We start from the raw sequence: 16,564 nt of genomic DNA on the forward strand, positions 1-16,564 counted from the left end.
CGAGGCCTGACACACCGGCCCACCTCGTCGCGGAGTCTCGTCGTCGGCCGACACCACCTGACGAACCGAAAGCGAACGACCGATGCAGAACACCCAGCGCCCCTCCGGGATGCCGATCCACAAGTACGTCCCGTTCCACGAGCAGATCACCGTCGAACTGCCCGACCGCACCTGGCCGACGAAGCGCATCGATCGCGCTCCCCGCTGGTGCGCCGTCGACCTGCGTGACGGCAACCAGGCCCTCATCGACCCGATGGACGCCGAGCGCAAGCGCGCGATGTTCGACCTGCTCGTGCGCATGGGCTACAAGGAGATCGAGGTCGGGTTCCCCAGCGCCTCGCAGACGGACTTCGACTTCGTCCGTAGCCTGATCGACGAGGGCGCGATCCCCGACGACGTCACGATCCAGGTCCTGACGCAGGCGCGCGAGCACCTGATCCAGCGCACGTACGAGGCGATCGACGGCGCCAAGCAGGCCATCGTCCACCTCTACAACTCGACGTCGATCGTCCAGCGGGAGGTCGTCTTCCGCACGGACGTGCAGGGCGTCGTCGACATCGCGGTGGCCGGCGCGAAGCTCTGCAAGGCCGCCGAGGCGACGCTGCAGCACGACACGACGGTCTACTACGAGTACTCGCCGGAGTCCTACACGGGCACCGAGCTCGAGGTCGCGCTCGAGATCTGCAACGCCGTGCTCGAGGTCTTCGAGCCGACGCCCGACCGGAAGGTGATCATCAACCTGCCGGCCACGGTCGAGATGGCGACGCCGAACGTGTACGCCGACTCCATCGAGTGGATGTCACGCCACCTCGCCCACCGGCAGGACGTGATCCTGTCGCTGCACCCGCACAACGACCGCGGCACCGCCGTCGCCGCCGCCGAGCTCGGATACATGGCCGGCGCCGACCGCATCGAGGGGTGCCTGTTCGGCAACGGGGAGCGCACCGGGAACGTCGACCTGGTCGCCCTCGGCATGAACCTGTTCACGCAGGGCATCGACCCGGAGATCAGCTTCGCGGACATCGACCAGATCAAGCGCACGGTCGAGTACTGCAACCAGCTGCCCGTGCCGGAGCGCCAGCCGTGGGCCGGCGACCTCGTCTACACGGCGTTCAGCGGGTCGCACCAGGACGCGATCAACAAGGGCTTCGACGCCATGAAGGCCAAGGCGGCCGCAGCAGGGACGAGCATCGACGACGTCGAGTGGGCGGTGCCGTACCTGCCCGTCGACCCGAAGGACATCGGCCGTTCGTACGAGGCCGTCATCCGCGTCAACTCGCAGTCCGGCAAGGGCGGGGTCGCGTACCTGCTCAAGACGGACCACGCGATCGACCTGCCCCGCAAGCTGCAGATCGAGTTCTCCGGTGTGGTGCAGCAGCGCACCGACACCGAGGGCGGCGAGTTCACCTCGGAGAAGATCTGGGACCTCTTCCGCGACGAGTACCTGCCGGCCGATGACGAGTCGGACAAGTGGGGTCGGTACGAGATCACGAAGACCGCGACCTCGAGCGACTTCGACGGCACCACGAAGCTCGCCGTCACGATGCGCGTGGACGACGGATCGGTGGACGCCGATGCCGTCGGGACCGGCCCGATCGACGCGTTCCTCTCCGTGATGCGCGAGCAGGGCGTCGACGTCACGCTGTACGACTACTCGGAGCACACGATGAGCGCCTCCGGTGACGCGAAGGCGGCCTCGTACGTGGAACTCGACGTCGACGGCGTGCGGCTCTGGGGCGTCGGGATCGACGCCGACATCGCGACCGCGTCGCTGAAGGCGATCGTGTCCGCCGTGAACCGTGCGGTCCGTGCGGGCGCTGCCGCCGGCGCCTCCCCGGAGCTCGTCTCCGCCTAGCCGGTCCGCCACCGGCGCACCGAGTGCCGGATCGCGCCCAGCTGCACACATCGCGCCCCGTCACGACGGGGCGCGATGTGCGTGCGGGGGTGCAACCCCGGCGCGTTCCCACGCGGGAGGCCCCGCGGCACGCGCGGGCGGACCCCGCCCGCGGCGCGCCGTGTCGGGGGCACGGGGGATACTGGGGACATGCCGCTGTACCGGGACGAGTGTGTCGTGCTCCGCACCCACAAGCTCGGTGAGGCGGACCGCATCGTCACGATGCTCAGCCGACAGCACGGCAAGATCCGCGCCGTCGCGAAGGGCGTCCGGCGAACGGCATCGAAGTTCGGGTCGAGGCTCGAGCCGTTCATGGTCGTCGACGCCCAGTTCTACGAGGGCCGCTCGCTCGACATCGTGACCCAGGCGGAGTCCCTCGGGTCGTACGGCGCGCAGATCGTTGCCGACTACAGCGCGTACACGGCCGCCAGCGCCATGGTCGAGACCGCCGATCGCCTGAGCGAAGCCGACGCCGGACTCCAGCAGTACCTGCTGCTCGTCGGTGCCCTCCGTTCCCTCGCCCGCAGCGAGCACGTGCCGAGCGCGACGCTCGACTCGTACCTGCTCCGCGCGATGAGCATCGCTGGATGGGCGCCCTCGTTCTCGGACTGCGCGGTCACGGGGGAGCCCGGCCCGCACTCGGCGTTCGTCGTCCAGCTCGGCGGGGTCGTCGCCGACGGGGCCGCGCCTCCCGGATCGCCCCGGCTCGACCTGACGACGCTGTCGCTCCTCGGCTCGCTGCTCGCGGGGGACTGGCGCACGGTCGACGCCGCCGACGAACGGAGCAGGTCCCGGGCCTCCGGCGTGGTCGCGGCGTACGCCCAGTGGCACCTGGAACGATCGCTGAAGTCCCTGCCGCACGTCGACCGCACCGAGCACCCCGTGCCGGTTCCGACCACGCACGGCGGACCGGAAGCGACGGCCAGGGCGGTCGCGACCACCCCGGCACCCCCGCCACCGACCCCCGACCTCAGCGCCCCCGAAGGGACCCGCACCGCATGAGCCCCCGTCGTTCCGTCGAACCGGAGTCCTTCAAGCCGATCGACTGGACCGGCGAGACGCCCCCGGCGATCCCCGCGCGGTTCGTCCCGGACCACGTGGCGATCGTGATGGACGGCAACGGCCGGTGGGCGAACGGTCGCGGGCTCACGCGCATCGAGGGACACAAGGCGGGAGAGGCCTCCCTGCTCGACGTCGTCGCCGGCGGGATCCAGATCGGCGTCAAGCACATCTCGGCGTACGCGTTCTCGACGGAGAACTGGAAGCGCTCCCCGGAAGAGGTCCGGTTCCTTATGGGCTTCAACCGTGACGTCATCCGCCGCCGTCGGGACCAGCTGAACGAGTGGGGCGTCCGCGTCCGCTGGGCCGGACGGCGCCCACGGCTCTGGCGCAGCGTCATCGAGGAACTCGAGACCGCCGAGCGCATGACGGCGGGCAACGACGTGCTCACCCTGACGATGTGCGTCAACTACGGCGGTCGCAACGAGATCGCCGACGCGGTCCGATCGCTCGCCGAAGACGTCGCAGCCGGCCGTCTCAAGCCGAGCCAGGTGACCGAGAAGGCCCTCGCGAAGCGCCTGTACGTGCCGGAGATGCCCGACGTCGACCTGTTCCTCCGGAGTTCGGGCGAACAGCGCACCAGCAACTTCCTGCTGTGGCAGTCCGCCTACGCCGAGATGGTGTTCCTCGACCGGCTCTGGCCGGACTTCCGACGCTCCGACCTGTGGGGCGCGATCGAGGAGTACGCGAGCCGCGATCGCCGCTACGGCGGCGCCGTGGACGCCCCCACCACGTAGTCGCAGCACACACACAACGGGTCAGGCGCGCACCGGGTCAGGCCAGCAACGGTTCTGCCGCGCGCACCGCCTCGAGCGCCGCCCGGACACTCGGCACGCGTTCGGCACCGCGTGCGACGACGACCTCGACCCGCCGAGCGAGCTCGTCGTCGACGGGGTCGATCGACACCCCGGACGGGATCACCGTCGTCGCGAGCGCCAGTCGGGGAAGGAGCGCCACCCCGAGTCCGGCGGCGACGAGGCCCACCACCGCTGCGGCGTTGTCGGTCTCGAGCACGATGTCCGGCGTGAACCCGGCGCTCGCGCACGAGGCGAGCAGGTGCCCACGGCAGCGCGGGCAGCCGCCGATCCACCGCGCACCGTGCAGGGAGGCGAGGTCGACGACCGAGCCGGCCATCGGACCAGCCGAGCCGGCGGGGCGGGCGCGCCCCGAGCCTCCCGACCGGACCAGCGCGAGCGGATCGCGACCCAGCGCCCGTGTGACGAGCCCGGCGTCGGTCGCGACGTCGTCACCCACGTACGTGAACGTCAGCGCGACGTCGACCTCGCCGCGCCGGACCAGTTCGAGCGCCTCCGGCGGCTCGACCTCGACGTAGGACGTCGTGACCCCGGGGACCGCGGCCGCCATCGACGCGAGCACCGCGGGCACCAGTGTCGACGAGGCGCTCGGGAAGCCGGCGATCCGGACGCGTCCGCGAGCGAGCCCTCCGACGGCGTCGAGGTCCTCCTGTGCAGCGGTCAGGGCTGCCTGCACGTGCAACGCGTGGTCGGCGAGCACCTGTCCCGCCTCGGTCAGGGTGACGCCGCGTGCGCCCCGGAGCAGCAGCGCGTGCCCGAGTCGCTGCTCGGCCCGATGCAGGAGCTGGCTGACGGCTGGCTGGCTGTACCCGAGGGCGGCTGCGGCGCCGGTGATCGACCCGGCGTCGGCAATCGCCCGGAGCGCGCGGAGCAGCTGCGGGTCGAGATCGTCCATAACGCAATGCTATGGCGATGCAAACAGAACTGCTCTGGTGTGATGGGTCGTCGCACACGAGCATGATCGGCATGGACTCCTTCGTCGACGGCCACGGCTACCTCGCCGCCTGCACCGCCGGGCTCCCGACACGAGGGACCCTCGCGGCGATGCGTGCCGACCTCGACGAGTGGGGCACCGGCGGATCGAGTCCGATCCGGTACGGCGACCTCGTCGAGGAGGGGCGAGCCCTGTTCGCGCAGATCGTCGGCATCGATGCCAGCCGGGTCTCGACCGGCTCGCAGACCTCCGCGATGACCGCGGTCGTCGCGTCGTCGCTGCCGGACGGCGCCGAGGTCCTCGTCCCGGAGGGGGACTTCAGCTCGATCGTCTTCCCGTTCCTCGCACAGGCGCACCGCGGGGTCCGCGTCCGGAGCGTCCCGCTCGCATCGCTCGCGATGGCCGTCACCCCGGACACCGCACTCGTGGCGTGGTCGGCGGTCCAGTCGGCGACCGGCGCGGTCGCCGAGAACGACGCCGTCGTGGCCGCCGCCCGTGCCGTCGGCGTGCGGACCCTCTGCGACCTCACCCAGGCAGCGGGGATCCTGCCGATCTCGGCCGCACCGTTCGACGTCACCGTCACCCACGCCTACAAGTGGCTCTGCGCGCCCCGGGGTGTCGCGTTCCTGACGGTGTCCCCCGCCGCCCAGGAGTGGCTTCGCCCCGTCCAGGCCGGCTGGTACGCCGGCGAGGACGTCTGGTCCTCCTGCTACGGCCCTGAGATGCGGCTCGCCGACGACGCCCGCCGGTTCGACGTGTCGCCGGCATGGCAGGCCTGGCCCGGGGCGGTCGCCGCCCTGCGGCACGTCGCGTCGCTCGACATGGACACGGTCTGGAGGCACGGCACCGGTCTGGCGGACCGACTGGCGGCCCGCCTCGGGGTCGCCGGGCAGTCGCAGGCCGTGATGACGGTGCCGGATCCGTCCGGCGCCGGGTTGGCCGCGCTCGCCGCGGCGGGGATCACGGCGTCCGGCAGGGCGGGGCGACTCCGGCTCGCGTTCCACCACTGGAACGACGAGTCGGACGTGGACGCAGTGGCGGCGGTGCTGGGCCGTTAGTCTTGCCGGGTACGTTTCCCGAACCGGGCATCCAGCTCGGCGACCTTACGGAGTTCTCCTTGGCTCAGCCCTCCCGTCTCGACTCGGTCATCGCCCTCGCCAAAGGCCGTGGGTTCGTCTTCCAGTCGGGGGAGATCTACGGCGGATCCCGCTCCGCATGGGACTACGGGCCCCTCGGCGTGGAGCTGAAGGAGAACATCAAGCGCCAGTGGTGGCAGCGGTTCGTCCGCGGCCGTGGCGACATGGTGGGTCTCGACTCCGCCGTGATCCTGCCCCGCAAGGTGTGGGAGGCCTCCGGCCACGTCGCGACCTTCACCGACCCGCTCGTCGAGTGCCTGCACTGCCACCACCGCTTCCGCGAGGACCACCTGATCGAGGCCTTCGAGGCCAAGAAGAACCGCGCACCGGAGGGCGGCATGGCGGAGATCGCCTGCCCGAACTGCGGGACCCGCGGCCAGTGGACGGAGCCCCGCGAGTTCTCCGGGATGCTGAAGACCTACCTCGGCCCGGTCGAGTCCGAGGAAGGCCTGAACTTCCTCCGTCCCGAGACGGCGCAGGGCATCTTCACCGACTTCGCGCAGGTCGTCACGACCAGCCGCATGAAGCCCCCGTTCGGCATCGGCCAGGTCGGCAAGGCGTTCCGCAACGAGATCACGCCCGGCAACTTCATCTTCCGGACGCGGGAGTTCGAGCAGATGGAGATCGAGTACTTCGTCCCGCCGGCCGATGCCGAGACCCACTACGAGCAGTGGATCGCGGACTCGATCGCCTGGTACACGGACCTCGGCATCGACCCCGAGAACCTCCGTCGCTTCGACGTGCCGGACGGCGAGCGAGCGCACTACTCCGACGCCACCGCGGACATCGAGTACCGCTTCGGCTTCCAGGGATCGGAGTGGGGCGAGCTGATGGGCGTCGCGAACCGCACCGACTTCGACCTCAACAACCACATCGAGTCCTCCGGCAAGGACCTCCGGTACTTCGACCAGGCCGCCAACGAGAAGTACGTCCCGTACGTCATCGAGCCGTCGTTCGGCCTGACGCGGGCGCTCATGGCGTTCCTGCTCGACGCGTACCACGAGGACGAGGCCCCGAACGCGAAGGGCGGCGTCGACAAGCGCACGGTCCTGCGTCTCGACCCGCGCCTCGCCCCGGTCAAGGCCGCGGTGCTGCCGCTGTCCCGAAACGAGCAGCTCTCGCCGGTCGCCCGTGGGCTCGCCGACGACCTGCGCAAGAACTGGAACGTCGACTTCGACGACGCCGGGGCGATCGGCCGCCGCTACCGTCGCCACGACGAGATCGGCACGCCGTTCTGCATCACGGTCGACTTCGACACGCTCGAGGACAAGGCCGTCACCGTCCGCGAACGCGACACCATGGCGCAGGAACGCGTCGCCCTCGACCAGCTGCAGGGCTACCTCGCGCAGCGCCTCGTCGGCGCCTAACGACCGAGCACGACCGACGCGGTCGACTCCGGGAATGCTCCGGGGTCGGCCGCGTTGTCGTTGAACATGAGCAACGACAGCGTGAAGGTCGATGTCTGGTCCGACATCGCGTGCCCCTGGTGCTACATCGGCAAGCGGAAGTTCGAGGCGGGCGTCAGCGCGTTCGGAGGCGACGTCGAGGTCGAGTACCACTCCTTCGAACTGAGCCCGGACACCCCGGTGGACTTCGAGGGCACCGAGGCCGAGTTCCTCTCCGGGCACAAGGGCATGCCCGTCGACCAGGCGCAGCAGATGCTCGACCAGGTCACCGGGATCGCCGCGTCCGTCGGACTCGACTACGACTTCGAGTCGATGCACCACACCAACACCGTGAAGGCGCACCAGGTCGTCCACCTGGCGAAGCAGCACGGCAAGCAGCTCGACATGGTGGAGCGGCTCTTCGCGGCGTACTTCGAACGAGGTGAGCACGTCGGACAGGAGTCCTCGTTGGCCGACCTGGCCGCCGAGGTCGGGCTCGATCGTGACGAGGTGCTCGCGACCCTGCGCGACGACGCCAAGCTCGCCGACGTCCGTGCCGACCAGGCGCAGGCCCAGGCGTACGGCATCAACGGCGTGCCGTTCTTCGTGATCGACGGCAAGTACGGCGTGTCCGGTGCGCAGGACCCCGCGGCGTTCGAGCAGGTGCTCCGCCAGGTCGTCGCGCTGCGCGAGTCGACGCCGGAGGAAGTGGCCGCGGCGACCGAGCGCGCTGCGGACGACGCGAGCGCGGACGTGGAGGCGACCCGGTGACGGACCTCGACGTGCGCGCGCAGGCCGCGCCGAGCCTCCAGGCCGTGCCGGGACTGCAGCCCCTGCTGGCGGACGCCGTCGTCTGCGACGGCGACTCGTGCTTCGTCCCCGGGGCGGAGGGCGACTGGTCAGAGGTCCCCGACTAGGGGCGCCGCCTCAGCGCTGGGGTTCCTCGTCGGTGATGTCCGCGACCGTCGCGCCGTAGGCCGCGATCAGGTCGTCGGCGTCCACGAACGCGCTCGCACCGTGGCGGCCGGCGCCGAGGGCGACCCGGCGACCGACGATGCGTTCGTCGGCGAAGACCGGCAGGTCGCCCGTCGCGCCGATCGGGGTGATCGTGCCGCGTTCGTAGCCGGAGGCCTGCAGCGCGGTCGCGGCGTCGGGCATCGACAGCTTGTTCACGCCGACGAGCGCCCGGAGCTTCTTCCACGCGATGCTCCGGCCGCCCGGGACGAGCGCCAAGACGAAGTCGCCGTCGTGGCGCTTGACGACCAGGGTCTTGACGATGTCGCCCGGGGTGATGCCGAGCAGGTCTGCTGCCTCGGCGAGGGAGTTCGCGGCCGGGCGTTCGACCACCTCGACCCGGAGTCCGCGGGCTGCGGCGTCGGCGTCGAATCGGGCGATGGCATCGGTCGTCATGTGGAGAACGCTACCGGCGCGTGCCGACGTGGGAGAATGGAACCCGTATGACGATCACACAAGCCCCCCGGAAGCCCCTGCGCATCGGCCCGATCGAGGTCGACGTGCCCGTCGTGCTCGCGCCGATGGCGGGCATCACGAACATGGCATACCGCCGGCTCTGTCGTGAGTACGGTGCCGGGCTGTACGTCTGCGAGATGATCACCTCCCGTGCTCTGGTCGAGCGCACGCCGGTGTCGATGCAGCTCATCCAGCACCACGAGTCCGAGACCCCTCGCTCCATCCAGCTGTACGGCGTCGAGCCGAACACCGTGGCGGAAGCCGCGACGATCCTGGTCGGCGAAGACCGTGCCGACCACATCGACCTGAACTTCGGGTGCCCGGTTCCGAAGGTCACGCGCAAGGGCGGGGGCGCGGCGTTGCCGTGGAAGACCGAGCTCTTCAAGGAGCTCGTCACGAAGACCGTCCGTGCCGCCGGTGACGTCCCGGTCACCGTGAAGATGCGCAAGGGCATCGACGCCGACCACCTCACGTACATCGACGCCGCCCGCATCGCGCGCGACGCCGGTGTCGCCGCGGTCTCGCTGCACGCGCGCACCGCGAACGAGCACTACTCCGGCGAAGCCGACTGGTCGGCGATCGCGACCCTGAAGGAAGCCGTCACCGACATCCCGGTCCTCGGCAACGGCGACATCTGGTCGGCTGCCGACGCGCTCCGCATGGTCGACGAGACCGGTTGCGACGGTGTCGTGGTCGGGCGTGGGTGCCTCGGCCGGCCGTGGCTCTTCGGCGACCTCGCGGCGGCGTTCCGCGGCGAGGGCCTGCGGTACATGCCGTCCCTCGGAGAGGTCGCGGTCGGGTTCCGTCGGCACGCCGAGCTCCTCGTCGAGTTCTTCGGGTCCGAAGAGCACGGCTGCCGGGACATCCGGAAGCACGTCGCCTGGTACTTCAAGGGGTACCCGATCGGCGGTGACGTCCGGTCCGGGCTCGCCATGGCGTCCAGCCTGCAGGAGATCGACGACCTGCTCGCACAGCTCGACCACGACGCGCCGTACCCGGGTGCCGATGCCGAAGGCCCCCGTGGTCGTGCCGGGCACCCCAAGCGCACGGCCCTGCCCGACCGCTGGCTCGAGAGCCGCGACGTCGACGCAGAGTTCCGCAAGGTCCTCGCCGCCGCCGAGCTGCACCACAGCGGCGGATGAGCGCCACGAGCTCGTACGGGCCGGCCGACGCGGAACGCTGGCTGCCCGAGGAACACGGCAACCGCCGCAGCGACTTCGCCCGTGACCGCGCCCGGCTGCTGCACTCCAGTGCGCTCCGCCGGCTCGCGGCCAAGACCCAGGTGCTGAGCCCGACGACCGGTCTCGACTTCGCCCGGAACCGCCTGACGCACTCGCTCGAGGTCGCGCAGGTCGGGCGGGAACTCGCCGACTCGCTCGGCCTCGACCCGGACGTCGTGGACACCGCCTGCCTGGCGCACGACATCGGCCACCCGCCGTTCGGCCACAACGGCGAGACCGCCGTGAACGCCTGGGCCGCCGGTATCGGTGGGTTCGAGGGCAACGCGCAGACCCTGCGGCTCCTGACCCGGCTCGAGCCGAAGGTCTACGGCTCCGGGCCCGACACGGACCGCGCCTACGGGCTGAACCTGACGCGGGCCTCGCTCGACGCCTCGTGCAAGTACCCGTGGCCCGCGTCGCAGGGTGTCGCCGAGTCCTCGTCCGGACGCACCAAGTTCGGCTTCTACGACGACGACCACGACGCCTTCGAGTGGCTCCGAGCAGGTGCTCCCCGCCGACAGCGCTGCATCGAGGCCCAGGTGATGGACCTCTCCGACGACATCGCGTACTCCGTGCACGACTTCGAGGACGCCGTCGTCGCCGGGTTCATCGACGTCGCCGCGCTGGGGGACCGCGTTGGCGAGAACGACATCGTGTCCGCCATGCACGCCTGGGTCGGAGACGACCTCAGCCGTGACGAACTCCTCGAGGCGTTCGACCGGCTGCGATCGCTGCCGCTGTGGATGACGTCCTACGACGGCTCCCGGCAGGACGCCGCCCGCCTGAAGAACCTGACGTCGCAGCTCATCGGTCGGTTCGCCAGGACGGCGACCACGGCGACCCGGCAGGCGTACGCGTCGGGGTCGCTCGTCCGGTTCGCCGCGTCGGTGGTGACCCCGCCGGAGATCATCGGCGAGATCGCGGTGCTCAAGGGGATCGTCGCAGCGTTCGTGATGACCCACGGAGACCGACAGCCCGTGTACGAGGACCAGCGGCGGATCCTCACCGAGCTCCTCGACGCGATCGCCGACCGCGGCGTGTCCGCGCTCGAGCCGGGCTTCGCCGCCGACTGGCGCGATGCACGTGACGACGCTGCACGGCTGCGCGCGGTCGTCGACCAGGTCGCGAGCCTGACCGACCAGGGCGCCCTGGCATGGCACCGGCGGCTCGTCGTCGGCGACCGGGAAGCCGTCCACATCCCCGTCTGAGCCGTCTGCGCGGCTGTGCACGGCTCGTGCTGCGCGGCTGCACTGCTCGTGCTGCGCGGCCGTGCACAGCTCGTGCTGAGCGGTCGGCGTGGTCGGTCCGGCGAACTAGGATCGAGGGGTGGCTGGACTCATCGCGCGGAACGACATCGACGAGGTCCGCGCACGCGTGAACATCGCCGACGTCGTCGGTGACTACGTCACGCTCAAGTCCGCCGGAGTCGGGTCGTTGAAGGGGCTCTGCCCGTTCCACGACGAGCGCTCTCCCTCGTTCCACGTCCGCCCGCAGGTCGGTCGGTACCACTGCTTCGGGTGTGGGGAGGACGGCGATGTCTTCAGCTTCATCATGAAGCAGGACCACACCACGTTCTCCGAAGCGGTCGAGCGGATGGCGGCCAAGATCGGCTTCACCCTCCACTACGAAGAGGGCGACGGGCCGCGGACCGACTACAACACGCGCGCACGGTTGATCGCGGCGAATGAAGCAGCGCAGCAGTTCTACGTCGCCCAGCTCACGTCCCCGCAGGCGGATCCAGCACGCCGGTTCCTGGGGGAGCGCGGCTTCGACCCGTCCGCCGCACAGCACTTCGGCGTCGGGTTCGCGCCGAAGTCCTACGACGCGCTCAAGGACCACCTCAAGGGCCGCGGCTTCACGATGGAAGAGCTCATCTCCGCCGGGCTCGTCGGTCAGGGGGACCGTTCACCGTACGACCGGTTCCGCGGGCGCCTGATGTGGCCGATCCGCGACGTCACGGGTGCCACGATCGGGTTCGGCGCCCGTCGGCTCCTCGACGACGACAAGGGCCCGAAGTACCTCAACACCCCCGAGACGCCGATCTACCACAAGAGCCAGGTGCTCTACGGGCTCGACCTCGCCCGGCGCGACATCTCGAAACAGAAGCAGGTCGTCATCGTCGAGGGCTACACCGACGTCATGGCCTGCCACCTCGCCGGGGTGACGACCGCCGTCGCCACGTGCGGCACCTCGTTCGGCGTCGACCACATCAAGGTCCTGCGCCCGATGCTCGGCGACGTCAGCGGCGCCGACCCGAACGCCAACGGGGAGGTCGTCTTCACGTTCGACCCGGACGAAGCCGGGCAGCGCGCGGCATCCCGCGCCTTCGCCGAGGAACAGCGGTTCGCCGCGCAGACCTACGTCGCGGTGGCGCCAGGTGGGCTCGACCCGTGCGACCTCCGACTGGCCAGGGGCGACGACGCGATCCGGCGGCTCGTCACGAACAAGCGGCCGATGTTCGAGTTCATGATCCGGCGAACGCTCGACGGGCACGACCTCGAGACGGTGGAGGGGCGGGTCGCTGCGCTCCGTTCCGCAGCACCGGTCCTCGCCGGCATCCGGGACCGTTCGTTGACGCAGGGCTACGTCCGCGAGCTCGCCGGGTGGCTCGGGATGGAGATGGGCGACGTCCGCCGGGCGGTCGAGGGCGCTCGTTCCCGCTCGTCGTCCGTGCCCGTCGGCCAGGCCGGACCCGGTGGACAGATGGTCGCCCCGCTCGACGAACCCGTCGCCGGGATCCGGTCGCTCCCGAACGACCCGATCACCCGCATGGAGCGCGACGCCGTGATGGCGATGGTGCAGCAGCCGACGTCGGTCGGCGCACCCCTGCTCGGCCTGGCGGCCGCCGCGACGTTCTCCGCGCCGATGCTCGCCGTCGTCCGTGACGCCGTCGTCGCCAACGTCGACTCGCTCGGACGGTCGGACTGGCTGGACCGCCTGACCGCCGACGTGCCCGCCCCGGTCAGGGGACTCGTGTCGGAGCTCGCGCTCGCGCCGATCCCCGCCCGCAACGACGAGGACCTGGCGATCTACTGCCGGGGGATCGTCGTGGCCCTGGTCGAGCGGGACCTGCTCGCGCGCAAGGCGTCCCTGCTCGGGCAGCTCCAGCGCGCCGACCCGAACGAGAACGCCGATCGTCGCGGCGAGATCCAGCGCCAGCTCGTCGACATCGACGCGCAGCGCATGCGGCTCCGCGCCGACGCCGACCCCGCCTGACCCGCCGTCCTGGGCTCCACGCCCTGCTGCCGTGTCCTGTGCCGCGTGCTCCTGTGCCTCGTCGTCCTGTGCCGCGTGCTCCTTGTCCCACGCTCGACGAGCGGTCACGACACCCCGCTCAAGTTCGCCGACCGGTCTCGATTCGTCGGTCGTGCGCACGTGCAGCGACGATCTGTGACCGGTCGGCGAGGTGCGTGCGGGGTGTCCTGACCGGTCGGCGAGGTGCGTGCGGGTGTCCTGACCCGTCGGCCCGTGCACGTCACTCGTCCCCGTGCACGTCACTCGTCCCCGTGCACGTCACTCGTCCCCGTGCACGTCACTCGTCCTGTGCACGTCACTCGTCCTGTGCACGTCACTCGTCCCGTACACGTCACTCGGCCGCGCACGGTCGTGTTGTCGTGCGCAACTTTCGTGCGTGGCGCGCCGCGTGCGACGGCCGGATGATGCGGCATGCGCAGCACTCCTGCGTTACAGCGGTGTAAAAAAAGCGGCCCCGCCGGAAGAAGTTCCATGGCAGGGTGTCTCTCAATGAGTGTCCCGGGCCGGTACACAGCGGTTCCACCACCGACCCAGGGGCTCCTGCAACCAACAGCAGAGAGGCATCGGACATGGCATCCGTGTTCAAGAAGCGCACAGCCACGTGGGGCAAGCGCACGATCGCGCTCGGCGCGGGAGCAGCAGCGACGGCGCTGGTGCTGACCGGCTGCGCGGGCGGCGGCAGCGGCTCGTCCACCGACCTGAACGGCCTGATCATCGGCACGACCGACTCGATCACGTCGCTCGACCCGGCGGGCTCCTACGACAACGGCTCGTTCGCCGTGCAGAACCAGGTGTTCCCGTTCCTGATGAACACCCCGGTCGGCAGCCCGGACGTCAAGCCGGACATCGCGACCAAGGGCGAGTTCACCGACCCGACGACCTACACGGTCACGCTCAAGAAGGGGCTCGAATTCGCGAACGGCAACAAGCTCACGTCGAGCGACGTGAAGTTCTCGTTCAACCGTGAACTGAAGATCAACAACGAGAACGGCCCGCAGTCGCTGCTCGCGAACCTCAAGAGCATCGACACGCCGAACGCCACGACCGTGGTGTTCCACCTGGACCACGCCGACCAGACCTGGCCGCAGGTGCTCTCGAGCCCCGCCGGTCCGATCGTCGACGAGGACGTCTTCTCGGCGGACAAGCTCACCCCCGCCGCGGACATCGTCAAGGGCAAGGCGTTCGCCGGGCAGTACGAGATCACCTCGTACAAGGAGAACCAGCTCATCCAGTACAAGGCCAACCCCAAGTACGACGGGCTGCTCGGCAAGGCGAAGACGGACGAGGTGACGGCCAACTACTACACGAAGGAGACCGACCTCAAGCTCGCCGTGCAGAAGGGCGACGTCGACGTGGCGTACCGCTCGCTGACGCCGACCGACATCGCGTCGCTCCGCAAAGACGACAAGCTCACGGTCACCGACGGCCCCGGCGGTGAGATCCGCTACCTGGTCTTCAACTTCAAGTCGCAGCCCTTCGGGACCGGCCAGTCCGACTCCGACGAGGCGAAGGCCCTCGCCGTGCGGCAGGCCGTGGCGGACGTCGTCGACCGCGACGCGCTCGCCAAGGAGGTCTACAACAACACGTACACGCCGCTGTACTCGATGGTGCCCGACGGCCTCACCGGTGCTGCGACGCCGTTCAAGTCGATGTACGGCGACGGCAACGGCGCACCGGATGTGGACAAGGCGAAGAAGACCCTTGCCGACGCCGGTGTCGACGGCAAGATCCAGCTCGACATCCAGTACGCGCCCGACCACTACGGTTCGGCGTCGGACGACGAGTACGCCCTGCTGAAGACGCAGCTCGAGAAGTCGGGCCTGTTCACCGTGAACATCCAGTCGACGGTCTACACGACGTACGCCCAGGAGCGCACGAAGGACTCCTACCCGGAGTACCAGCTCGGCTGGTTCCCGGACTTCTCGGACGCCGACAACTACCTGTCGCCGTTCTTCACGAAGGACAACTTCGTGCAGAACCACTACGACGACCCGACGATCCAGGACCTCATCGCGAAGGAGCAGGCCGAGTCCGACCCGGCCAAGCGCGCTGACCTGATCGAGCAGGCGCAGGAGCGCGAGGCGACGCAGATCTCGACGCTGCCGCTCCTGCAGGGCAAGTCCGTCGCGGTCGCGTCGAAGGACGTCAAGGGCCTGAAGCTCGACGCGTCGTTCAAGTTCCGCTACGCAACGCTGAGCAAGTAAGCACCACCCCGGAGGGGGCGTTCCGCAGGCCGGAACGCCCCCTTCGGCCGCGCAGGACCACCGGTCCACACACAGGACCCGAAAGGCACCCACCCAGTGACCCTCACGACCCCAGAGGCGATCGACACCGAGCCCACGAAGCCGGCGGCACAACGCAGTGCCAAGTCCGGCGGTGGCATCGGGCGGTACGTCCTCGTCAGATTCCTCCTGATCTTCCCGACCGTCTTCATCCTGGTGACGCTCGTGTTCTTCCTGATGCGCATCATCGGGAACCCGATCGTCGCGTCCGTCGGTGGCCGGCTGACCCAGGCGCAGCTGCAGGAACGCCTGCACGCCGCCGGGTACGACCGCCCGGTGATCGTCCAGTACCTCGAGTACCTCGGCAACATCGCCCGTGGCGACTTCGGCACGACCGCGACCGACCACCGTCCGATCACCGAGATCATCGTCACGTACGGCGGTGCGACCGCGGAGCTCGTGTTCTACGCGCTCATCGTCGCGCTCGTCCTCGGCATCCCGCTCGGCATGCTCGCGGCGTACCTCCGTGACAAGTGGCCGGACGTGCTGCTCCGCGCGCTCGCGATCCTCACCTACGCGACCCCGGTGTTCTTCGGCGGTCTCCTCATGAAGCTCGTCTTCTCGGTGTGGCTCGGCTGGCTGCCTCTCGGCGACCGAGCGTCGACCCGGGTGGAGCTCGCGCTCGACCAGGTTCCCGGTGCGACCGGCATCTACATCATCGACGCGCTCCGCACCGGCAACGGCCAGATCATCGGCGACGTGCTGCTGCACGCCGTGCTGCCCGCGCTGACGCTCGGCCTCCTCACCGCAGGCATCTTCCTGCGCCTGGTGCGCGCGAACATGATCGGCTCGCTCGGCTCCGAGTACGTCGACGCGGCCCGCTCCCGCGGTGTCCGCGAGTCCCGACTCGTCCGGACGCACGCGTTCCGCCCGGCCCTGGTGCCGATCATCACGGTGATGGGCCTGCAGATCGCGATGCTCCTCGGCGGCTCGGTGCTCACCGAGACGACGTTCGGCTGGCGCGGCCTCGGCTTCGAGCTCAACCAGTACCTGTCGGCCCGTGACTTCGTCGCGGTCCAGGGCATCGTCGCGATGCTCGCGGTGATCGTCGCGGTGACGAACTTCATCGTGGACGTCGTCGCGGCCCTGATCGACCCGAGAGTGAGGTTCTGAC

At 69.9% G+C, this 16,564-nt stretch carries 14 protein-coding genes; 12 read left to right on the forward strand and 2 right to left on the reverse strand.

Translation table 11 applies throughout. The features are described from left to right. Nucleotides 1–82 precede the first annotated feature (82 nt). The 3 genes from leuA to ACIPJ2_RS08720 all read left to right on the forward strand — a co-directional run bounded on the left by leuA (nucleotide 83) and on the right by ACIPJ2_RS08720 (nucleotide 3,690). The gene (gene leuA, locus ACIPJ2_RS08710; protein ID WP_402728482.1) at nucleotides 83–1,855 is read left to right on the forward strand and encodes a 2-isopropylmalate synthase; all 1,773 of its coding nucleotides are present in this window, start codon (nucleotides 83–85) and stop codon (nucleotides 1,853–1,855) included. A 189-nt stretch (nucleotides 1,856–2,044) separates the two neighbouring features. Beyond that, nucleotides 2,045–2,896, forward strand: a complete 852-nt coding sequence (gene recO / locus ACIPJ2_RS08715) for a DNA repair protein RecO (RefSeq protein WP_402728483.1) — start codon at nucleotides 2,045–2,047, stop codon at nucleotides 2,894–2,896. Beyond that, complete coding sequence (locus ACIPJ2_RS08720; RefSeq protein WP_402728484.1) at nucleotides 2,893–3,690, forward strand: isoprenyl transferase; 798 nt, start codon at nucleotides 2,893–2,895, stop codon at nucleotides 3,688–3,690. Before recO ends, ACIPJ2_RS08720 begins: the two co-directional genes overlap by 4 nt. Nucleotides 3,691–3,727: 37 nt before the next feature. On the opposite strand, the gene ACIPJ2_RS08725 is transcribed toward ACIPJ2_RS08720, so the two are convergent. Then, nucleotides 3,728–4,663, reverse strand: a complete 936-nt coding sequence (locus tag ACIPJ2_RS08725; RefSeq protein WP_402728485.1) for a LysR family transcriptional regulator — start codon at nucleotides 4,661–4,663, stop codon at nucleotides 3,728–3,730. Nucleotides 4,664–4,680: 17 nt separating this feature from the next. Between ACIPJ2_RS08725 and ACIPJ2_RS08730 the strand changes: the two genes are divergently transcribed. The 4 genes from ACIPJ2_RS08730 to ACIPJ2_RS08745 all read left to right on the forward strand — a co-directional run bounded on the left by ACIPJ2_RS08730 (nucleotide 4,681) and on the right by ACIPJ2_RS08745 (nucleotide 8,140). After that, nucleotides 4,681–5,760 (forward strand): aminotransferase class V-fold PLP-dependent enzyme, encoded by a 1,080-nt coding sequence (locus ACIPJ2_RS08730; protein WP_402728486.1) that lies wholly within the window; start codon nucleotides 4,681–4,683, stop codon nucleotides 5,758–5,760. 59 nt (nucleotides 5,761–5,819) lie between these two features. Beyond that, nucleotides 5,820–7,205 carry a glycine--tRNA ligase gene (locus ACIPJ2_RS08735; RefSeq protein ID WP_281264249.1) on the forward strand — a complete coding sequence of 462 codons (1,386 nt, stop codon included), beginning with the start codon at nucleotides 5,820–5,822 and terminating at the stop codon, nucleotides 7,203–7,205. Nucleotides 7,206–7,271: 66 nt separating this feature from the next. Further along, nucleotides 7,272–7,994 (forward strand): DsbA family protein, encoded by a 723-nt coding sequence (locus tag ACIPJ2_RS08740; protein ID WP_402728487.1) that lies wholly within the window; start codon nucleotides 7,272–7,274, stop codon nucleotides 7,992–7,994. Continuing rightward, nucleotides 7,991–8,140 (forward strand): hypothetical protein, encoded by a 150-nt coding sequence (locus ACIPJ2_RS08745; protein WP_281264251.1) that lies wholly within the window; start codon nucleotides 7,991–7,993, stop codon nucleotides 8,138–8,140. The genes ACIPJ2_RS08740 and ACIPJ2_RS08745 overlap by 4 nt, the downstream gene beginning before the upstream one ends. 10 nt (nucleotides 8,141–8,150) lie before the next feature. On the opposite strand, the gene ACIPJ2_RS08750 is transcribed toward ACIPJ2_RS08745, so the two are convergent. Then, nucleotides 8,151–8,633, reverse strand: a complete 483-nt coding sequence (locus tag ACIPJ2_RS08750; protein ID WP_402728488.1) for an aminoacyl-tRNA deacylase — start codon at nucleotides 8,631–8,633, stop codon at nucleotides 8,151–8,153. Nucleotides 8,634–8,680: 47 nt separating this feature from the next. Here ACIPJ2_RS08750 and dusB point away from each other — a divergent pair, with 47 nt between their 5' ends. The 5 genes from dusB (at nucleotide 8,681) to ACIPJ2_RS08775 (ending at nucleotide 16,563) form a co-directional block, all read left to right on the forward strand. After that, nucleotides 8,681–9,835, forward strand: coding sequence for a tRNA dihydrouridine synthase DusB (gene dusB / locus ACIPJ2_RS08755; RefSeq protein WP_402728489.1), 1,155 nt, complete (start codon nucleotides 8,681–8,683; stop codon nucleotides 9,833–9,835). Further along, a complete protein-coding gene (locus ACIPJ2_RS08760) occupies nucleotides 9,832–11,121 on the forward strand; it encodes a deoxyguanosinetriphosphate triphosphohydrolase (RefSeq protein WP_402728490.1) in 1,290 nt (429 codons plus the stop codon). The genes dusB and ACIPJ2_RS08760 overlap by 4 nt, the downstream gene beginning before the upstream one ends. A 118-nt stretch (nucleotides 11,122–11,239) precedes the next feature. Next, nucleotides 11,240–13,129: a DNA primase gene (gene dnaG, locus ACIPJ2_RS08765; RefSeq protein ID WP_402728491.1), complete on the forward strand. Its 1,890-nt coding sequence runs from the start codon at nucleotides 11,240–11,242 to the stop codon at nucleotides 13,127–13,129. Between the two features lie 608 nt (nucleotides 13,130–13,737). Continuing rightward, nucleotides 13,738–15,372 (forward strand): ABC transporter substrate-binding protein, encoded by a 1,635-nt coding sequence (locus tag ACIPJ2_RS08770; RefSeq protein ID WP_402728492.1) that lies wholly within the window; start codon nucleotides 13,738–13,740, stop codon nucleotides 15,370–15,372. Nucleotides 15,373–15,468: 96 nt separating this feature from the next. Next, entirely contained in the window at nucleotides 15,469–16,563 is a 1,095-nt protein-coding gene (locus tag ACIPJ2_RS08775) for an ABC transporter permease (RefSeq protein ID WP_402728493.1), read from the forward strand. Nucleotide 16,564 lies beyond the last annotated feature (1 nt).

Source organism: Curtobacterium sp. NPDC090217, assembly GCF_044746705.1.
Taxonomy (GTDB): domain Bacteria; phylum Actinomycetota; class Actinomycetes; order Actinomycetales; family Microbacteriaceae; genus Curtobacterium.